The following is a 16779-nucleotide window of genomic DNA, read 5'->3' as shown; positions in this document are numbered from 1 at the left end:
TGACCCCAACTCCAACTTCTCTCCATGTGGTAGGAACAATTGATTTGTCAACGGCAGGTCTAAAAACACCATTAAATGTGGTAGGCTCATGATATTCATTAATAATTCCCATAGGAACCAACATCAATCCTGCCCTCACATTTAAGTCATCATTAATCGCATGAGACAATAATGCTTGTTCTACAAAAACTTCGTTAACGTGTTCTAATTCAATTTCTGTTACAAATTGAGTTTTTTCATTGAATTGATATCCAAAAAGCAACACCATACGCTGAACATCGATTTCCCCTAACTCCTCTCCTAGTGGTTCTCCATAGGTTACTTCTCCATATCCTCCAACAACAACACCTCCTTTAACGTTACCGCTAAGGATTCTTTGGATTGCATTTTCTTGTTGGCTAGGATCCTGAACTCCTGTGTAAGTCTGTCCAAAACTTAAATTTGAAACGATCAATCCGAGGGTCAAAATAATTTTTCTCATGTTATTTAGTCTTATTATAAGTAACTTGTAATTTCGTTGCAAATATAAAGACTAATTCTAAATTAGACAACACTATTTTAATTTATTATAAATAAAATCAAGGGATTGGTTTTTAAAAAAACAAAGGAAATTAAAATAACTGTAAGCCAACATTATAGGCACTTTCGAAGTGTAAAGTATTGATGTGTGTTTCCACTTTTTTTGATGTAAAGTAGGATAACATTTTTTCAGTGGGCATATTTCCTGTCAATTGATCTGTTGCCATAGGGCAACCGCCATACCCCTTAATAGCACCATCAAAACGCATACAACCCGCATGATAGGCTGCACTTATTTTTTCATGCCATCTATCAGGGGTGGTATGCAAATGCGCGCCAAATTCAAGCGTTGGATAAGCTGGTATTAAATTTGAAAACAAAACTTTTATAATTTCTGGTGTGGAAGATCCAACGGTGTCAGATAAAGATAAAACCGAAATGCCAATAGCAGATAATTTCTCGACCCACTGCCCTACAATATCAATATTCCAGGGATCTCCGTAAGGATTTCCAAATCCCATGGATAAATAAGTAACTACTTGCTTGTTGTTTTGTGCTGCAATCGTTATGATTTTTTCTAATTCTCTAAAACTCTCCTCTATGGTTTTATTTGTATTTCTAACTTGAAAAATTTCTGAAATAGAAAATGGAAAACCTAAATAGGTAATCTCTTCAAATGAACAAGCGTCAACGGCTCCTCTAGTATTGGCTACTATAGCTAATAGTTTGCTTCGAGTAGTTGACAGATCTAATTTGTTTAGCACCGCCGCAGTGTCTGCCATTTGAGGAATGGCAGATGGAGACACAAAGCTTCCAAAATCTACGGTATCAAAACCACATCGCAAGATGGCATTAATATAATTAGATTTAAGGTTTGTCGGAATGAACTCCTTTATACCTTGTAAGGCATCTCGTGGACATTCAATTAACTTTACCGCATTAGAACCAATCATGATTCAAAGATAAGAACAATCTTATACAGAAAACACCTTAGAAAAAAATTTACGCTAAATTCTTTTATATCCGTACTGCTATTAGTCTTTAAAAACAGAGAGCAACTGAATATAAGTTGGTATCAATATAATACTGGCTTGGTTTATGAAACCCTACGAAACTAGTTTTCATGATAAAAAAGTAAAGTTGAATGATTAAATTCCTATTAGTTAAAGAAACAATATCATATTCTTTTTAAAACATGTAATTTTGTCGTATGATTTTGAAAGATACTATTGTTGCGCTAGCAACCGCCTCAGGTGTAGGCGCAATTGCTGTTGTTCGTTTGTCTGGACCAGCTGCTCTGACGATTGCCAATGATTGTTTTTCCTCTATCAAGGCACACAAATCTTTGCTAGACCAAAAATCTCATACCTTACATTTAGGTCATTTCATGGCAGACAAAAGAGTTATTGATCAAGTGTTGATTTCTGTTTTTAAAAACCCTCACTCCTACACCGGAGAGGATACCATTGAAATTTCTTGTCATGGCTCCTTATACATACAGCAAGAAATCATCCAAGTGCTATTGCAAAAAGGTGCAAGAATGGCTGATCCAGGAGAGTTTACACTTAGAGCCTTCATTAATGGTAAATTAGATTTATCGCAAGCAGAGGCTGTAGCCGATTTAATCTCTTCAGATTCAGAGGCCTCTCATCAAATTGCCATGCAACAAATGCGAGGGGGATTTTCTAATGAAATCCAACTCCTCAGAGATCAACTTATCAATTTTGCTTCTTTGATCGAATTAGAATTAGATTTTGCGGAGGAAGATGTAGAATTTGCTGACAGAACTGAATTCAAGAAATTGGTCGCTAGAATTCAAATGGTCCTAAAACGCTTGATTGATTCTTTTGCTGTGGGTAACGTAATCAAAAATGGTATACCTGTAGCTATTGTAGGAGAACCCAATGTAGGGAAATCTACCCTGCTAAATTCATTACTAAATGAGGAGCGTGCTATCGTTTCAGATATCGCAGGAACCACTCGTGATACCATTGAAGACGAAATGATTATTGATGGAGTGTCTTATCGATTTATAGACACTGCAGGAATTAGAGAAACAGAAGATGTTGTAGAAAGTATTGGAATACAAAAAACATTTGAAAAAATTAGCCAGGCGCAAGTAGTTATCTATTTGGTCGATTTGACAAAACACAGCTTACAAAATACCAAGTATCAAACAGAACTTGAGTCTATTAAAAATAAGTTTCCTCTAAAACAATTGATTGTAATAGGAAACAAAGCCGATAAAGTAAATAAAGAAACGCTTCAGCAATTAACAAATGAAATTCCAGAACTCATATCCATTTCTGCAAAATCTAAAGAGGGAGTTGAACATTTGACCAATGAATTGACCAAAAGAGTCAATATTGGTGCACTCAACAATCAAGATACCATTGTGACCAACTCTCGTCATTACGACGCTCTACTGAAGGCTTTAAATGAAATCAACAAAGTGGATGAAGCCATCTTAAATCAAGTCTCTAGTGATTTAATGGCTATAGATATTCGTGAAACGTTGTACTATTTTGGTCTGATAACAGGTGAGGTAACCAATGATGACCTATTAGGAAATATCTTTGCTAATTTCTGTATTGGGAAGTAGTCTGTGCAAAAAATAAAATCGCCAAGTCTCAACAAACCTATTGTGAAGTTTTTGATTAACCACGCAGGAATCAAAAGCAAAACAGCAGCCTACAATTCATCAATACTTTACCTATCTTTGCACTTCTAGTATTTTCTACCTATGACATTTAAAGACTTCGATTTAAACCCTAAAATATTAAAAGCAGTAGCTGAACAAAACTACACGACTCCTACTCCAATCCAACAAGCGACAATACCTATTGTGCTAGATGGTATGGATGTAATGGGTTGTGCTCAAACAGGAACTGGAAAAACAGCAGCTTTTGCCTTACCCATTTTGGATCGTATCTATTCCCAAAATGAAGGAAGCAAAAAAAGTAAAAAAATAAAATCATTGGTGATAAGTCCTACGAGAGAACTAGCCATACAAATAGAGGAGAACTTCAAACAATACAGCACATATACCCAACTAAAAACTTCCTCTGTCTATGGAGGTGTATCCATAGAGCAGCAGATTGAGTCGTTGGTCAAAGGGGTTGATGTATTGATTGCAACTCCTGGTAGGTTATTAGATTTGCACAAAAGAGACATTATCAACCTAGATTTTGTTCAAATCTTGGTGCTAGATGAAGCTGACATGATGTTAGACTTAGGCTTTATTGATGATATAAAAAAAATCACTCGTTTGTGTCCCCAGGAAAAACAAACGTTATTCTTTTCTGCCACTATGCCGCCCAAAATAGAGCGTTTGGCAAATGAATTGTTGTCTGAACCTGAAAAAATATCAGTCTCTAAAGGGACTTCAGCAGCCAAAACGATTAGCCAAGAATTGTATAGGGTTGCCAAACCTAAAAAAATTGAATTGTGTTTGCACTTGTTACGCAACAACCTAGCGGGCAATATGATTATTTTTAGACGTACCAAGTTTGGAGTTGACAAACTAGAAGAAACCCTATTAAAAAACAATTTTAAAGTGGATACCATCCACGGAGACAAAACACAAACTGCTAGAACCAAGGCTTTAAATAAATTCAAAAATAATGATGTCAATATTTTAATCGCTACTGATGTGGCCGCTCGTGGGATTGATATTCCAGATTTGGACATTGTCATTAATTTTGACATCCCAAATATCCCGGAGTCATATGTACACCGAATTGGTCGTACAGGTAGAGCAGGAAAACAAGGTAGAGCTTTATCTTTTTGCGCTGCTGATGAAAAAATTTACATCAATCAAATTCAACAACTACTTGGAAAAATAATTCCTATTGAGGAAAATCATCCCTATCCTTTAGATCCTAATGCGAAACCAGAAGTCCACAAGAAAAAAGGAAGTAAATATAAGAAAGGGAGGAAATCTGTAGGTTCTAAAGCCAAAAAGAAACGTTGGTACTGATTGAATACTCCTTTGGACTGATCTCTAGAACGACGTTAAAAGTTACTTTCTTAAGAGCAATCTATCTAGAGAATATTTACCGGATCCTTGAAGAAATAAAACCAAGTAACCTACTAAATAAATAATCGCTGATTCCTGGGACCTCAATCCTTCTCCTCCATGTATGATGAATACAGCTACACCCATCGTGAAAATTAGAGGAAGTAAAGAGAGTCGTGTCAACAAGCCCAGAACCAGAAGAACAGAACAAATAACTTCAGCAAATACGACTAAACTCAGAGAAGCCATTGCTCCCAAACCAAAAGGGTTGGCAAATTTAATTTGAGTGCCTGAAAACAAAGTATTGAGCTTGGGCAATCCATGTAAATAAATCATAGTCAATCCAAGGGTGATTCTAAGCAATAACATAGAAAGATTGATTCCCCAAGATTTATTACTCATCAGTTGTTTTTTCATCTTAATTTATATTTAAATATTATCTGCTTTTACCCGCATAAGTCATCGCCTCACCTTTACCAAACCCATAGCTAAACCCTAAGGATATAAATCTTCCTCTCTGCCCAAAACTATAGTTATATCTGTTTACATTGTTTATGATATTTTCAAAAATTCTTGTCTCAAATACATCTCTTACAGCAAAGTTAACAACAGCTTTTCCCATTAATATTTTCTTTCTTAGACCAAGATCTAGAAAGGCGTAACCTGCTCTTTCTCCTTGTAGAGTTTGATTAGAAGATCTATAATTTCCGGTTATTTCCATATCTACATCTCGAGAAAAACTAAGTTTAGTATTGACACGAGTACTCCAGTTTTTATTGGAGAAGCTATAATTTGTTCCTAAATAAGCACCGTTCCTGTTAAAATAATTCCAATTCAAATCTCCATTAATCGTCATCCATTGCAAAGGACTATACTTTCCGTTTACCTCTAAACCTGTACTTCGTCTCGTCCCTATATTAAAGGGAGTTGTTGTGGTTATGTTGTCTTCAAAAATAGTAATAGACTCCTGTAAGTCCGTTGTGTATTTGTGATATAGACTCGTGCTTAGATTAGCTTTTCCTATTTTGTAAATTGAAGTCAATTCATAAGCATCTGTAAACTCTGGAAGCAAGTCAGGATTTCCAGCACGAATATTATAATTATCTCTGATACTAATGAAAGGATTCAAATCCCACAAACGGGGTCTATAAATTCTTTTTGAATACCCAGCCTGCAAAGAAAAATTTTCTAAAATTTTATATGAGGTATGAGCGCTAGGAAACAAACTATTGTATTGTTGTCTTCCCTCTGAGCCCCTATTGGTAATTATTAAATCTGTGTTTTCTAAACGAGTTCCTACTTTTACACCCCAATTCTTGTTTTCATAGGATACTGTTCCGTAAACCCCTAATACTTTCTGATTGTAGTCAAATATATTGGTCAATGTAGGGTCTACAACAAACTCTTGATCCTCTCTATCAAAGTTCTTTACTTGGTAGTCGTTGCCTACCTCGTTGATCACATATTGGCCTCCCATTTCTAATTCTACTTGCTCAGAAATTGGATTTTTATAATCTAATTTAAACGTATAATCTGCTTGTTGATACTGAGTATCTGTCAATTGATTTGGATTGGCATCGGATATAGGTGTATTTGAAAATTCCGAAGTCAATTCTTTTCCAAAAAATCTACCTAATGAACTAAATATGAGGGTATGCTCCTCGTCGTTTTTAAACGCTTTGCTATAGTTCAATTCATATTGCCACTTTGGATTGATTGCTTCTGTGACCTCAGTTCGAATCCATTCACTTTCTAGGAGATCATCAGCATATGCACTAAAGTTAGTTTCAGAAGGTTGACTTTCAATTTCATATGCTATATTTCCCGATAGCGTCAAAACATTATAGTCATCAATGTGATAATCTGTTCCCAAGATTAAATTATAAAAGACTTCATTTCGATAACTCGTTCCCTCTGATTCTAGTTTACTGTTGTTAATTTTATTTGTGTTGATTCTTTTATTGTAACGGGGATAAGACTTATATCCCCCTCCAAACTGTGTAAACAAATTAAATTTCTGAGTTCTTTTATTCATACTTACTCCCACACTATGATTATCAGGAATCCCCGTATTAACTGATACCGAGCCATTCAATCCTTTTTTTTCTTCTTTCTTAAGGATGATGTTTAAAATTCCAGCAGTTCCCTCAGCATCATATTTAGCAGATGGATTTGTGATGACTTCAATACTTTTAATCATGTCAGCTGTAATCGTTCCAAGAGCATTACCTCCAGACTCTGTTAAAACCGAAGGCTTTCCATCTAATAAAATTTGAACTCCTGAACTACCTCTTAAGCTTATGTCTCCTTCAATATTCACATTTACTGAAGGAACGTTGTTCAATACCTCCAAAGCACTCATTCCAGTACTTGCTATATCTTTACCAACATTAAAAACTTTTTTATCTAGTTTGAATTGAGTTTTGGAAATATTAGCTCTTAACTCTACTGAATCTAGCGCTTCTCTGTTTTCTTTTAATAGGATTATACCTAAATCAATCAGAGGGTTTGAAGTGTCAAAATTCTCAAGGAATCGTGTTTTATACCCCATAAAACTGATTTGAATAAGAAAGTCTGTCTTTGAAGTTGTGATTCGAAAAATTCCATTTTCATCGGTTGTTGTACCCTGTACAACTTTTTTAGTGAATCCATCAAGGATAACTATTGTTGCGTAAGGAATCGTTGTCTTACTATCCATTTCTTTTAACTGACCTAGTATCGTTCTTTCTTTGTTTTGAGAAAAAACAAAGCCATAAAAAAAAAGAATGAGTAGTAGGTTTAATTTAATTTTTACGGTCATAAAGTAAGCTTATATATATATATAAAAGTAGAAATAATAAGATCAAAACCATCATCGAAAAACACAAAAAAGCCTTTTCTATTTAAAGAAAAGGCTTTTCATGTTTAAATAAATGCTTTATTATTTGTCAGAAGCTTTAACTGCTAAAGAATAAATAACCAAACCGAAACCAATCTTGTTGATCGCATCAGCAATGTTGTATGCAACATCTATAGAAAGTTGAATCCCGAATACTTCTCCGGCACCACCGTACCATCCATCGGTTCCTGCTAAATATCCTAAAGGATAAATTGCCCATCCTACTAACACAAACCAGCATAAAATTTTGTGAGCTTCTAATACTGCTCCACCAGCTTGTTCTGCTAATTTTTTTGCACCACCAACCCAAATCTCATACACAATGTAGAAATAAGCTAATGCAGATAGTGTACCCCATACAGATGGTCCTGAACCTGTAGTATATACAGCTTCACCAAAGTAACCTGTTACTAACATCACTACAGAAGCTAAAATCATTTTCCATAGCAAAGACTTTTTAGCCCCAGCTGCTTTAAGAATTAAATAAAACTCTACACACATCAATGGCACAGTTAATACCCAGTCTACATATCTAAAGAATGTAGGTGACTCTCCAAAAGAAGCGTAGTAATCTCTCATGTACCAATAATGTACTGCTGCAATGAAAGTAATAAGCCCCGAAACCAAAATGGAAGTTCTCCACTTTTTGTCAAAGCTATTCATTGAGAAAAAGAAGAAGACAGATGCTGCCATCATTGCCATACAACCTACGAAAAATGTAAACCCTACATAGTCATCAGTTGCTATAGGTTTCATGGCTAAAATTAAATTATTAAGTGTTAAATACATAAAATATAGTTTTTTAGTTTCCTCAAATATATATAAAAAAAAACAAAAACAAAAAAAATGATTATTTTAGCCTAAAAAAATTATGAAAATAATAAACCTAAAGCTTCTAATTACAGTATTCTTATTTTGGTTAACGATCCAACTAAATTTCGTTTATGAAGATGTGTTGGCCTATCTGATAATTGTGACTATTGGTATCGTTCATGGCAGTAATGATCTCTCCATCATTTCTCACTTAAACAAAAACAAAAACAAGTTGAACTCCTCAAATTTTTTGTTCCTATACGTCACCATTGTTTTAGCTGTCACCTATTCGTTTATGACAATTCCCAGCTTAGCTTTATTTACATTTCTAATGTTTAGTTTTTATCATTTTGGAGAACAACATCTCGGTGGATTGTTATTGAACAACACCCTTAAGTCTAAACTTTTTTTCTCTACTTATGGAGCGTTAATTTTTGCGCTCATTTTCTATTGCAACACACCTGACACCATTAACATCATTAAAGAACTGACGGGCATCAGCATACCTGAATACTACTTTTTGTACTTTTTAGTGGCTTCTTTGTTTTCTACGCTACTCTCTTACCTAATTAACCTCAAAAACACCAACTTTAAGTTTAATATTTTCTATGAATTGTTCATTATTGTACTCTTCAGCTTTTTATTTAGCATTTCAACTTTACTATGGTCATTTGCTATTTATTTTATCATCTGGCACTCTATCCCTTCAATTATAGATCAGATTAAAGTACTGCACAGAACTTTAACAAAACAACATGTGATACATTATTTGAAATCTTCTTTTTTGTACTGGTTCATCTCTATTGTTGGACTAGTGGTACTGTATTACTATTCTACCTATTTGGAAATTGCTTTCAACACCCTATTCTTCGCATTTTTAGCTGCCATCACCATACCCCATGTCATCATTATGTATGTCTTAAATAAAAAATTAAAGTAAAACAGTTATACACAATAAATCCAAATCTTGTTAGGTCAACCATCGTTTTCCCAAGACCTACAAAATGTTAATTATAATTAGTTAGGCTAGCCTTGACCCTGCTTTTGATTTTATCTACAAATTCGGGTGGAGCCATTACCTTTAGCGCTTCACCATAAGATAAGATTTGTTGCTCTAGTTCATAATTTGGAATCAAGTCTAACGTAAAAGTTAATCCGTCCTCATTGAACTCACCATTCTTCTGACTACCGTGAAGCGGAGAAGTAATGATGTATGATGCCAAACGAGAATTGGCTTTCAAAGTAATCTTGGTTAATTTGTCTTCCAAATTCCCTCTAGTAATCCCAATAATATCTTCATAACGTTCCGTAAAATCAATATCTGAAACTTTGTATTTATCATTGTTTTCCTTCACAAACTCAATCCTATCAATCGCGAGTGTTGTGACTGGTTTGTACTTAGAATGAGTCCCTAAAACAAACCACCTGTTGTTGTATTGTTTTAAATACTGTGGGTGCATGTAAATTTCTTCTACGTGATCTTTTCTAAAGGTTTGATATCCAATAGTCAATACTTTCTCATATTGAATGGCATTAAACAAAGTATTTAAATGCTCTAAACCTTTTAGAAAAGGATTGTTTTCAAACCCCAAAATCTCTCTTGGTGTTTCATGAAAATCAAAATCTTTTTCTAGTTTTAAAGTCAATTCTTCAACCCAACCAAACTGTGGCATCCCTTTGATTCTATTCAAAGTAAGCAAAGCTTCTTTCAGTTGCTTGGCTTCAGTTTCATTCATAGGCTGATTGTTTATAGAAAAATTTGGATCTGAATACCTGTAGAAAGCCGTTCTACCTTCTTTCGTTATTTCTAGGTCTACCGCATACCCTTGCTCACTTTTCATGAAATTGATATCATCATAGATCTGTCTTCTCTTGATCCCATCTGTTTCTCCGTTAAAATCATACAAAGCTTGATTACAAACTTCAATCAAATCAATCATCGCATAGCGCTTTCCTGTATTTCTAAAACATTTATCTAGGGCTTGATAGCGTATAATTGCATTTTTATTGGTTGCCATTTGGGATATGATTTAAATTGAATATCAAAAATAATCAATTGTGCAGGAACACAACACATATAAATTTGATATTTGTTTAAAATTTAAAACAAACACAATGAACAAGCAACTGAGCCTACATGAACAAAGAAAAAGATTGAATGATATCTTTAACAGCATTATCAAAAGTAAAGATTTGCCTGAGTATGAATTTGACCACTTGATGAGACTATGGATTGACGAAAACGAAGAACTTGAAAAGAAAGAAATTCAATTTGAACAAAACTTTATACTTCAAAAAAATAGAAAAAGTTATCATTATGCAATGCCCTCAAATTAACCCTAAAAAAACATTCATAATCATAAGGGAGGCTGCATAAGATTTATTTTTTATGTTAACGGTCTTACAAAACAAATGAATTACGACAACAACAAAAACTTTGCTTCACCTCCAATAGGAACCTGAGCCAAAAGGTCACAGGCTTTTAGGGTTAGATTTACCAAACGAATATACCCCCCTGTGGTGGGTGCGTCAGCCATCATCACAATGGGCTGACCTGACTTGGTTATCTGCACGGTACCTCTTACAATTCCAGAAGAAATAATCTCATCTTTCTCAGACAATTGGATAGGTGTTCCTTCTAATCTTATCCCTATTCGGTTACTTTGGTTACTAATCATAAAAGTAGTCTCAAAAAATACGGCCTTACTTTTATCTGAAACCAAATCCCATTCAGGGCCTTTTGAGCACTCTAAATTGACTTTCGTAAGCATAGGAGGAACTCTTACTTTTGAATGTATTTGTTTTAATGTTTGATTGGAGACAGGCAGCAAATCTCCTTTTTTGAGCGCCCTCCCTAGCATTCCCCCAATAGCCGCTGGTTCATAAGTAGATTGGCTATTTAGCACCTTGGGAACATTTATGCCACCGAAAACGGCCACATAACAATACACTCCACAACTGGCTCCTTTGAACGAAACAATACCGCCTTCGGGAATTTCTATTGCTTTGTACATACTGATGGGTTTATCCGCCAGCATAGGACTCATGTTCGCTCCAGTTATCGCGATGGTAATGGCATGTAATGCCTTGAACTTTAATCCTACCAGGGACATTTCCAACAAACAAGTATTTCTTTCATTGGTGACTAAAATATTTGCCATATGTGCAGCCCCTACATCCATAAAACCACTGGTTGGTACGCCTTGGTCTTGTGAACCAAATCGACCTCTATCTTGTAAGGTTGTATTAAACCCAGACGTTAATATTTCTATACTCATCGTGTGCGCATATTTTCAAATTCTGAAACCGAAATAGGTGTAAACTTTACATAATCTCCCATAGCTACCAAAGCAGGTTGGGTATCAGAAAACAACGTAAGTGGGGTTTGTCCAATGATTTGCCATCCGCCTGGAGTCACAAGAGGATATACACCTGTTTGTTTGTCTGCAAGTCCAACAGCTCCTGCTGGGATCTGTAACCTTGGGGTTAACTTTCTGGGGATTTGTAAACGTTCATCTAAACCTCCTAAATACATAAATCCAGGTGCAAAGCCAAGCATGTAAACCAAATATGGGGTTTCGCTATGCAGGTCTATAATTTCTTGCCTTGTCAATCCTGAATGTTGACAAACAAGACTCATATCCAAAGCAAAGGGCTCTTGATAACAAACGGGGATTTCAATAATGTTTTTACGATGTGGTGCAGGTTGCTTCTCATCTATTTTAACGTCTTTTATCAAAAGTTTTAACGTCTCTTGTTTGGTTATAAAAGGATCAAAAACAATGGTAATGGAATGATAAGCTGGAAGTATAGACTGTACGCCCAACAAATTCATTTGCTTCAGTTGGTGATAAAATGCCCTAACCTGCTGATGCATTTGAACTGAAATTTCAGCTTTAAAATTGATCAACAAAGCTGCCTCTCCATAATTTACAACGCTAAATGGCATTTGTTACTTTTATTTTATGGGTTTTCAACTGTTGACTTACCGCTGTAAGAAGTGCTAAAGCTTCTGGAGTATCTCCGTGAAAACAAATACTATCTACTTTAATTTCAACCTCAGTTTGTGTGTTACTCATGACTTTTTGATCACGCACCATTTGTTCTACTTGTGCCCATACTGCTGCGTTTGAATGTATTACTGCCGAAGATAGATTTCTAGAGACCAAAGTCCTATCAGAGGTATATTTTCGGTCTGCAAAACCTTCTTTTATAAACATTAAATATCCTTTTTTGGCTTCTTCTTCTAACACAGATCCAGCCAAGCCCATCAAGCCCACACTAGGTTCTATTTGTTGTACAACCTCTACCAATAGGGCAGCCATTTCTTGATCAACAGCAGCTTTATTATACAATGCGCCATGAGGTTTAACATAGCGAACGACTGTTCCCTCTTCTTTTGCAATACGAATAAGAGTCATTATTTGGTCTCTGAGGGTCTTTTTAAGTAACGCATCAGAAATATTCATTTCTTCTCTTCCAAAAACTTCTGGATTGGGATATGAGGGATGAGCACCAATGGTTACTCCATTTGCTTTTGCCAAACGGATGGTTGCTCGCATAGAATTTTCTGTACCCGCATGACCTCCACAAGCAATATTGCAAGAAGAAATCAAAGACATCAAATCTTCATCAAACATAAAGCCTTCTCCTAAATCTGCATTGATATCTATTTTCATCATTCTTTTGAGCATTTAAATTTGTAAAACAAATGATACACTTCCAAAATTTTTAAAGTTCAGAATCTTGAAAATAATCCTTTTGAAATCCTATCAAATATACTTTTTCTTTTGCTCTAGTGATGGCAGTATACAACCAGCGCAAACTGTCTTTATTAAACCCTTCAGGCAAATACGGTTGTTCTATAAAAACTGTGTCCCATTGTCCACCTTGGGACTTGTGACAAGTCATCGCGTAGGCAAATTTTATTTGTAGCGCATTGAAGTAATGGTTGTTTTTAACCGACAACATTTGTTTGTACTTTGATTTTTCATCTGCATAATCTTGTAATACTTGGTGGTACAAACGATTAGATTCTTCATAGGTCAAAGAGGGAGATTCTGAGGTTAAGGTGTCTAGCAAAACAACAGTTTCAATGGGTTTCAAGTTTTCATAATCGACCAATCTTAATTTTACTTCAGCAAAGCGGAAACCATATAATTCTTTGATATTGAATATTTCTTGTACCTCACAAATATCACCATTGGCTATAAAATCTGCCTCTGAGGTATCTTTCAACCAAAAATAATTGTTTTTTACAACCATGACATAGTCACCAGCAGAGATTTCACTTTCTTGACCTCGAATTTTAGTTCTTATTTGTTGATTGTATTGATTGGCTCTCTTGTTTGACCGTACGATAAAGGCTGTATCTTCTACTCCTGCACTGTCGTAAGCCCCTACAATTGCTTCTTCAACATCGTATCCGTCTTGCAAACGAACAATGTCAGGAAAATTTAAATTAAATTGAAAATCATAAACCCCAGCACTTTCTAATTGTGCTCTTAATTCAGTTGCATTGGATAAAATCCCCGATCCTTCGTGCTGTCTCATCACTTGATCAAGTTCTAATAGATAAGGATTTTTTCCATAGTTTACTGACAATGTGTCAACGGATAAGGCTGGACTTATGTCGGATCTTACAGGAGGTAATTGTGCGATGTCTCCAATAAATATCAATTTACAATTCAATCCATTGTAAACATAATCCATCAAATCATCAAGCAAGGAGTTCTTTTCAAATAAATTCACCTCTCCAGAACTATCAGCAATCATTGAAGATTCATCTACAATAAAAAAAGTATTGGTGTGTTTGTTGGGCTGTTTGACAAAGGCTACATTTCCGTTGGGTTGCTTCTTGGGATGATATATTTTTTTGTGAATGGTATGTGCTTTTTTCTTTGAGTAATTAGAAATGACTTTAGCAGCTCTACCTGTTGGCGCCAATAACACCGACTTTTTTCCAATTTCCCACAAATGGTTAACATAAGTACTTATGGTTGTGGTTTTACCCGTACCCGCATATCCTTTCAGGATAAAGATAGCTTCATCATCAGTATCAAACGAGAAATCAGCAAGTTGTCTCAACAAATCATTCTGAATATCTGTTGGTTCAAAAGGAAACTTCTTTAACAAGGTTTTATAAAAAACCGCGGAAGATTTTATCATACAAAAAATTTATACAAATATAAGGATTGAAATACGTGTAAAAGTTTTTATGAATAAAAAAAAATTGTAAATTTGGCTGCATACATTATCAAATAAATATACAAAAAAAATGATTTTATTTATCCTTTTAGGAATAGTAGTAACTGTTGGATTGGCATTTCTGATCATCAAATATTTACCCATTCACCTAACCCCTGTCGTGTCCATTGTATTAATTGCCATTGCAGGACTTTTGACTTATTTGATATACAGTGGAATAAGAGAGCCAATAGAGTTTAATAAAATTAAAAAAGAACGTTACGCTCAAGTCATCAAACAACTTAAATTGATTGCTGATGCTGAAGATGCTCACAATACTATTTTAGGAAGATTCACTAGCAATGGTGAGGCTTTGATTAAATTTATAGACACTGCTAAATTTCCAATTACGGACACCCATACAGAGATCGTAAAAGAAAACAGAGGAACAAGTTGGTCTCCTTTGATGGTCGACATAGAGAAAAAAGTAACAGACACCATTGGTTATGAGTCTGTTAAAGAAAAAATATTTAAAGGTAGAAATTACCATGACATGTTGAAAATTCCAAATAGTGACAAACTATTCAATATTCAATCTGCTGTAATTCTAAGATCTAATGATGTACTAGCCTCAGTATTTCAAGTACAAATAGACAAAGCGGATATCCTAGAAGATTTGAGTTTATCACTTGTCAAACAAGAAAAATTAGCTTTAGGTGGTGATGACATCCCAGGAGGGTTTGTTTCGATTGGTTCGCTAAACGAGGTAACAACTGCTGGAAACTGGCCACCATTATATGATGCAATGATAAAAAATGAGTAAGGAAAAACTTAACCATAAATCACAAAAGTTATCCATCCAATTAAGTTCGGATGGATTTTCTTTTTGCGTGTATAATACCAATACAAAAAAATACGAAAGCATTACTGAACTCCCTTTTACTTCAAATATTAGTAGTCCTAATCGTATGCTTGAAGAAGTAAAAAACACTTTCAAAAACAATATTCTTCTGCACAATACTTATGACGAGGTTGTGTTTATTCATCACAATGAACTGAGTACTTTTGTACCACAGTCGTATTTCGATCAAAGTTTATTGAGCAATTACTTACAAAACACAGTGAAGGTACTTGACAATGACTTTATCAGTTATGACGAGTTACCTCTTATAAAGGCAAACAATGTCTACATTCCCTTTGTAAACATCAACAACTACATTTTTGACTCGTTTGGTACTTTTACATTTTTACATTCGTCTACAGTATTTTTAAATAATATTTTAAAAACAAATGACATCACTTTCAAAAGGATGTTTGTCAATGTGTACAAAAATAATTTTCAGCTACTCGTCATCGAAAACAACCAATTGATACTTAGCAATTGTTTTGACTATCAAACAGAACAAGATTTTGTTTATTATGTGTTGTTTGTTGCAGAGCAACTGGATATGGATCCCAATCTTTTTATCTTGACCCTTTACGGTAACATCAAAGAAACAGATGAAACCTACCAGCTTCTTTATCATTATGTAAGAAATGTAAGCATATTTGCTACTTTAAATCCTTCTTTGGGTCCAGATATTTCCTGTTTGCCTCAAGCACATTTTAATTTATTACAATTACACACATGAGAATTATTTCGGGGAAATATAAATCTAGAAGGCTAACTGCCCCAAAAAACCTTCCGGTTCGACCCACCACGGATATGGCAAAAGAGAGTTTATTTAACATTCTCAACAACTGGTATCACCTACAAGAAATTGTGGTCCTTGACCTTTTTTCTGGTACAGGAAATATCAGTTTTGAATTTAGTTCTAGAGGAAATCAAAACATCACAGCTGTTGACCAGCACAGTGGATGTATCCACTACATCAACAAAATAAACAAAGAATTAGAGTTTGATATCAACACCATTAAAGCAGATGTTTTTTCTTTTTTAGAAAAACACAACGGTAAATACGATGTGATTTTTGCAGATCCTCCCTATGATTTTAACGAAGAACAGTTTTCTAAAATACCCGAATTGGTTTGGAAAAACAGTCTACTCGAAGAGCAAGGGACTTTGATTATTGAACATGCTCAACAAACAGATTTGAGTCACTTGCCTAATTTCACTCAAGCCAAAAGATACGGGGGTTGTATGTTTAGCTTTTTCGAACGTTAAGCAATTGCCGAATAGTTTATAAAAAAGCACCCATCATGTGAATTCATGATGGGTGCTTTGCGTTTTTCCGTTTTTTAAAAAGACTTAATCTTTATGCAAGAAAGCTTGTTTAGACAAGAGCTCTTCTTCAGTTTCAACAACATCTTCATCAGGAACACAACAATCAACAGGACATACGGCAGCACACTGAGGTTCATCATG

General features: G+C 34.9%; 16 protein-coding genes and 2 pseudogenes. 7 read left to right on the top strand and 11 right to left on the bottom strand.

Going from position 1 to position 16779, the window contains the following annotated elements; translation table 11 throughout:
* Together ABF281_RS00145 and ABF281_RS00140 are read right to left on the bottom strand one after the other, a co-directional pair.
* A pseudogene (locus tag ABF281_RS00145) lies at window positions 1-481 on the bottom strand (hypothetical protein); the annotation flags it as partial.
* A 130-nt stretch (window positions 482-611) separates the two neighbouring features.
* Complete coding sequence (locus tag ABF281_RS00140) at window positions 612-1472, bottom strand: hydroxymethylglutaryl-CoA lyase (RefSeq protein ID WP_347179674.1); 861 nt, start codon at window positions 1470-1472, stop codon at window positions 612-614.
* 257 nt (window positions 1473-1729) lie between these two features.
* Between ABF281_RS00140 and mnmE the strand changes: the two genes are divergently transcribed.
* Together mnmE and ABF281_RS00130 are read left to right on the top strand one after the other, a co-directional pair.
* Entirely contained in the window at window positions 1730-3121 is a 1392-nt protein-coding gene (gene mnmE / locus ABF281_RS00135; protein WP_347179673.1) for a tRNA uridine-5-carboxymethylaminomethyl(34) synthesis GTPase MnmE, read from the top strand.
* A gap of 141 nt (window positions 3122-3262) precedes the next feature.
* On the top strand, window positions 3263-4498 hold the full coding sequence (locus ABF281_RS00130; protein ID WP_347179672.1) for a DEAD/DEAH box helicase: 1236 nt from the start codon (window positions 3263-3265) through the stop codon (window positions 4496-4498).
* Between the two features lie 42 nt (window positions 4499-4540).
* Here ABF281_RS00130 and ABF281_RS00125 read toward each other — a convergent pair whose 3' ends face one another.
* From ABF281_RS00125 to ABF281_RS00115, 3 genes are all read right to left on the bottom strand, one after another.
* Window positions 4541-4954 carry a DoxX family protein gene (locus ABF281_RS00125; RefSeq protein WP_347179671.1) on the bottom strand — a complete coding sequence of 138 codons (414 nt, stop codon included), beginning with the start codon at window positions 4952-4954 and terminating at the stop codon, window positions 4541-4543.
* A gap of 19 nt (window positions 4955-4973) precedes the next feature.
* A complete protein-coding gene (locus tag ABF281_RS00120; protein ID WP_347179670.1) occupies window positions 4974-7337 on the bottom strand; it encodes a TonB-dependent receptor in 2364 nt (787 codons plus the stop codon).
* A gap of 120 nt (window positions 7338-7457) precedes the next feature.
* Window positions 7458-8204: a bacteriorhodopsin-like gene (locus ABF281_RS00115; protein WP_347179669.1), complete on the bottom strand. Its 747-nt coding sequence runs from the start codon at window positions 8202-8204 to the stop codon at window positions 7458-7460.
* 82 nt (window positions 8205-8286) lie between these two features.
* On the opposite strand from ABF281_RS00115, the gene ABF281_RS00110 reads away from it, so the two are divergent.
* Window positions 8287-9168, top strand: coding sequence for a Brp/Blh family beta-carotene 15,15'-dioxygenase (locus ABF281_RS00110; protein WP_347179668.1), 882 nt, complete (start codon window positions 8287-8289; stop codon window positions 9166-9168).
* Between the two features lie 67 nt (window positions 9169-9235).
* Here the strand turns inward: ABF281_RS00110 and ABF281_RS00105 are convergent, their stop codons facing one another.
* Window positions 9236-10246 (bottom strand): WYL domain-containing protein, encoded by a 1011-nt coding sequence (locus ABF281_RS00105; RefSeq protein ID WP_347179667.1) that lies wholly within the window; start codon window positions 10244-10246, stop codon window positions 9236-9238.
* Window positions 10247-10343: 97 nt separating this feature from the next.
* Between ABF281_RS00105 and ABF281_RS00100 the strand changes: the two genes are divergently transcribed.
* Complete coding sequence (locus ABF281_RS00100; RefSeq protein WP_347179666.1) at window positions 10344-10565, top strand: hypothetical protein; 222 nt, start codon at window positions 10344-10346, stop codon at window positions 10563-10565.
* Between the two features lie 80 nt (window positions 10566-10645).
* Here ABF281_RS00100 and ABF281_RS00095 read toward each other — a convergent pair whose 3' ends face one another.
* Genes ABF281_RS00095 through ABF281_RS00080 form a run of 4 tightly spaced genes read right to left on the bottom strand, consistent with a single transcriptional unit; the run spans window position 10646 to window position 14396 of the window.
* Complete coding sequence (locus ABF281_RS00095) at window positions 10646-11506, bottom strand: biotin-dependent carboxyltransferase family protein (RefSeq protein ID WP_347179665.1); 861 nt, start codon at window positions 11504-11506, stop codon at window positions 10646-10648.
* Window positions 11503-12177 carry a 5-oxoprolinase subunit PxpB gene (gene pxpB / locus ABF281_RS00090; protein WP_347179664.1) on the bottom strand — a complete coding sequence of 225 codons (675 nt, stop codon included), beginning with the start codon at window positions 12175-12177 and terminating at the stop codon, window positions 11503-11505. The genes ABF281_RS00095 and pxpB overlap by 4 nt, the downstream gene beginning before the upstream one ends.
* Complete coding sequence (gene pxpA / locus ABF281_RS00085) at window positions 12167-12910, bottom strand: 5-oxoprolinase subunit PxpA (RefSeq protein WP_347179663.1); 744 nt, start codon at window positions 12908-12910, stop codon at window positions 12167-12169. The genes pxpB and pxpA overlap by 11 nt, the downstream gene beginning before the upstream one ends.
* A 49-nt stretch (window positions 12911-12959) precedes the next feature.
* On the bottom strand, window positions 12960-14396 hold the full coding sequence (locus tag ABF281_RS00080) for an ATP-binding domain-containing protein (RefSeq protein WP_347179662.1): 1437 nt from the start codon (window positions 14394-14396) through the stop codon (window positions 12960-12962).
* Window positions 14397-14505: 109 nt separating this feature from the next.
* Here ABF281_RS00080 and ABF281_RS00075 point away from each other — a divergent pair, with 109 nt between their 5' ends.
* Genes ABF281_RS00075 through ABF281_RS00065 form a run of 3 tightly spaced genes read left to right on the top strand, consistent with a single transcriptional unit; the run spans window position 14506 to window position 16578 of the window.
* Complete coding sequence (locus tag ABF281_RS00075; protein WP_347179661.1) at window positions 14506-15237, top strand: hypothetical protein; 732 nt, start codon at window positions 14506-14508, stop codon at window positions 15235-15237.
* Window positions 15230-16045 (top strand): DUF3822 family protein, encoded by an 816-nt coding sequence (locus ABF281_RS00070; RefSeq protein ID WP_347179660.1) that lies wholly within the window; start codon window positions 15230-15232, stop codon window positions 16043-16045. Before ABF281_RS00075 ends, ABF281_RS00070 begins: the two co-directional genes overlap by 8 nt.
* Entirely contained in the window at window positions 16042-16578 is a 537-nt protein-coding gene (locus ABF281_RS00065) for an RsmD family RNA methyltransferase (protein WP_347179659.1), read from the top strand. Before ABF281_RS00070 ends, ABF281_RS00065 begins: the two co-directional genes overlap by 4 nt.
* Before the next feature lie 84 nt (window positions 16579-16662).
* Here the strand turns inward: ABF281_RS00065 and ABF281_RS00060 are convergent.
* Window positions 16663-16779, bottom strand: a pseudogene (locus ABF281_RS00060) (ferredoxin); the annotation flags it as partial.

Origin of the sequence: Wenyingzhuangia sp. (assembly GCF_039768515.1) — a bacterium.
GTDB lineage: Bacteria > Bacteroidota > Bacteroidia > Flavobacteriales > Flavobacteriaceae > Wenyingzhuangia.
The sequence above is the reverse complement of the archived record's forward strand: the minus strand, read 5'-3'. Positions and strand labels throughout refer to the sequence as shown.

Excerpts from the sequence above, each read along its gene's own strand:
- pxpB (WP_347179664.1), bottom strand. The coding sequence starts at position 12,177 with ATGCCATTTAGCGTTGTAAATTATGGAGAGGCAGCTTTGTTGATCAAT.
- ABF281_RS00105 (WP_347179667.1), bottom strand. The coding sequence starts at position 10,246 with ATGGCAACCAATAAAAATGCAATTATACGCTATCAAGCCCTAGATAAA.
- ABF281_RS00115 (WP_347179669.1), bottom strand. The coding sequence starts at position 8,204 with ATGTATTTAACACTTAATAATTTAATTTTAGCCATGAAACCTATAGCA.
- mnmE (WP_347179673.1), top strand. The coding sequence starts at position 1,730 with ATGATTTTGAAAGATACTATTGTTGCGCTAGCAACCGCCTCAGGTGTA.
- ABF281_RS00070 (WP_347179660.1), top strand. The coding sequence starts at position 15,230 with ATGAGTAAGGAAAAACTTAACCATAAATCACAAAAGTTATCCATCCAA.
- ABF281_RS00095 (WP_347179665.1), bottom strand. The coding sequence starts at position 11,506 with ATGAGTATAGAAATATTAACGTCTGGGTTTAATACAACCTTACAAGAT.
- ABF281_RS00080 (WP_347179662.1), bottom strand. The coding sequence starts at position 14,396 with ATGATAAAATCTTCCGCGGTTTTTTATAAAACCTTGTTAAAGAAGTTT.
- ABF281_RS00140 (WP_347179674.1), bottom strand. The coding sequence starts at position 1,472 with ATGATTGGTTCTAATGCGGTAAAGTTAATTGAATGTCCACGAGATGCC.
- ABF281_RS00065 (WP_347179659.1), top strand. The coding sequence starts at position 16,042 with ATGAGAATTATTTCGGGGAAATATAAATCTAGAAGGCTAACTGCCCCA.
- ABF281_RS00110 (WP_347179668.1), top strand. The coding sequence starts at position 8,287 with ATGAAAATAATAAACCTAAAGCTTCTAATTACAGTATTCTTATTTTGG.
- ABF281_RS00120 (WP_347179670.1), bottom strand. The coding sequence starts at position 7,337 with ATGACCGTAAAAATTAAATTAAACCTACTACTCATTCTTTTTTTTTAT.
- ABF281_RS00125 (WP_347179671.1), bottom strand. The coding sequence starts at position 4,954 with ATGAAAAAACAACTGATGAGTAATAAATCTTGGGGAATCAATCTTTCT.
- pxpA (WP_347179663.1), bottom strand. The coding sequence starts at position 12,910 with ATGATGAAAATAGATATCAATGCAGATTTAGGAGAAGGCTTTATGTTT.
- ABF281_RS00100 (WP_347179666.1), top strand. The coding sequence starts at position 10,344 with ATGAACAAGCAACTGAGCCTACATGAACAAAGAAAAAGATTGAATGAT.
- ABF281_RS00075 (WP_347179661.1), top strand. The coding sequence starts at position 14,506 with ATGATTTTATTTATCCTTTTAGGAATAGTAGTAACTGTTGGATTGGCA.
- ABF281_RS00130 (WP_347179672.1), top strand. The coding sequence starts at position 3,263 with ATGACATTTAAAGACTTCGATTTAAACCCTAAAATATTAAAAGCAGTA.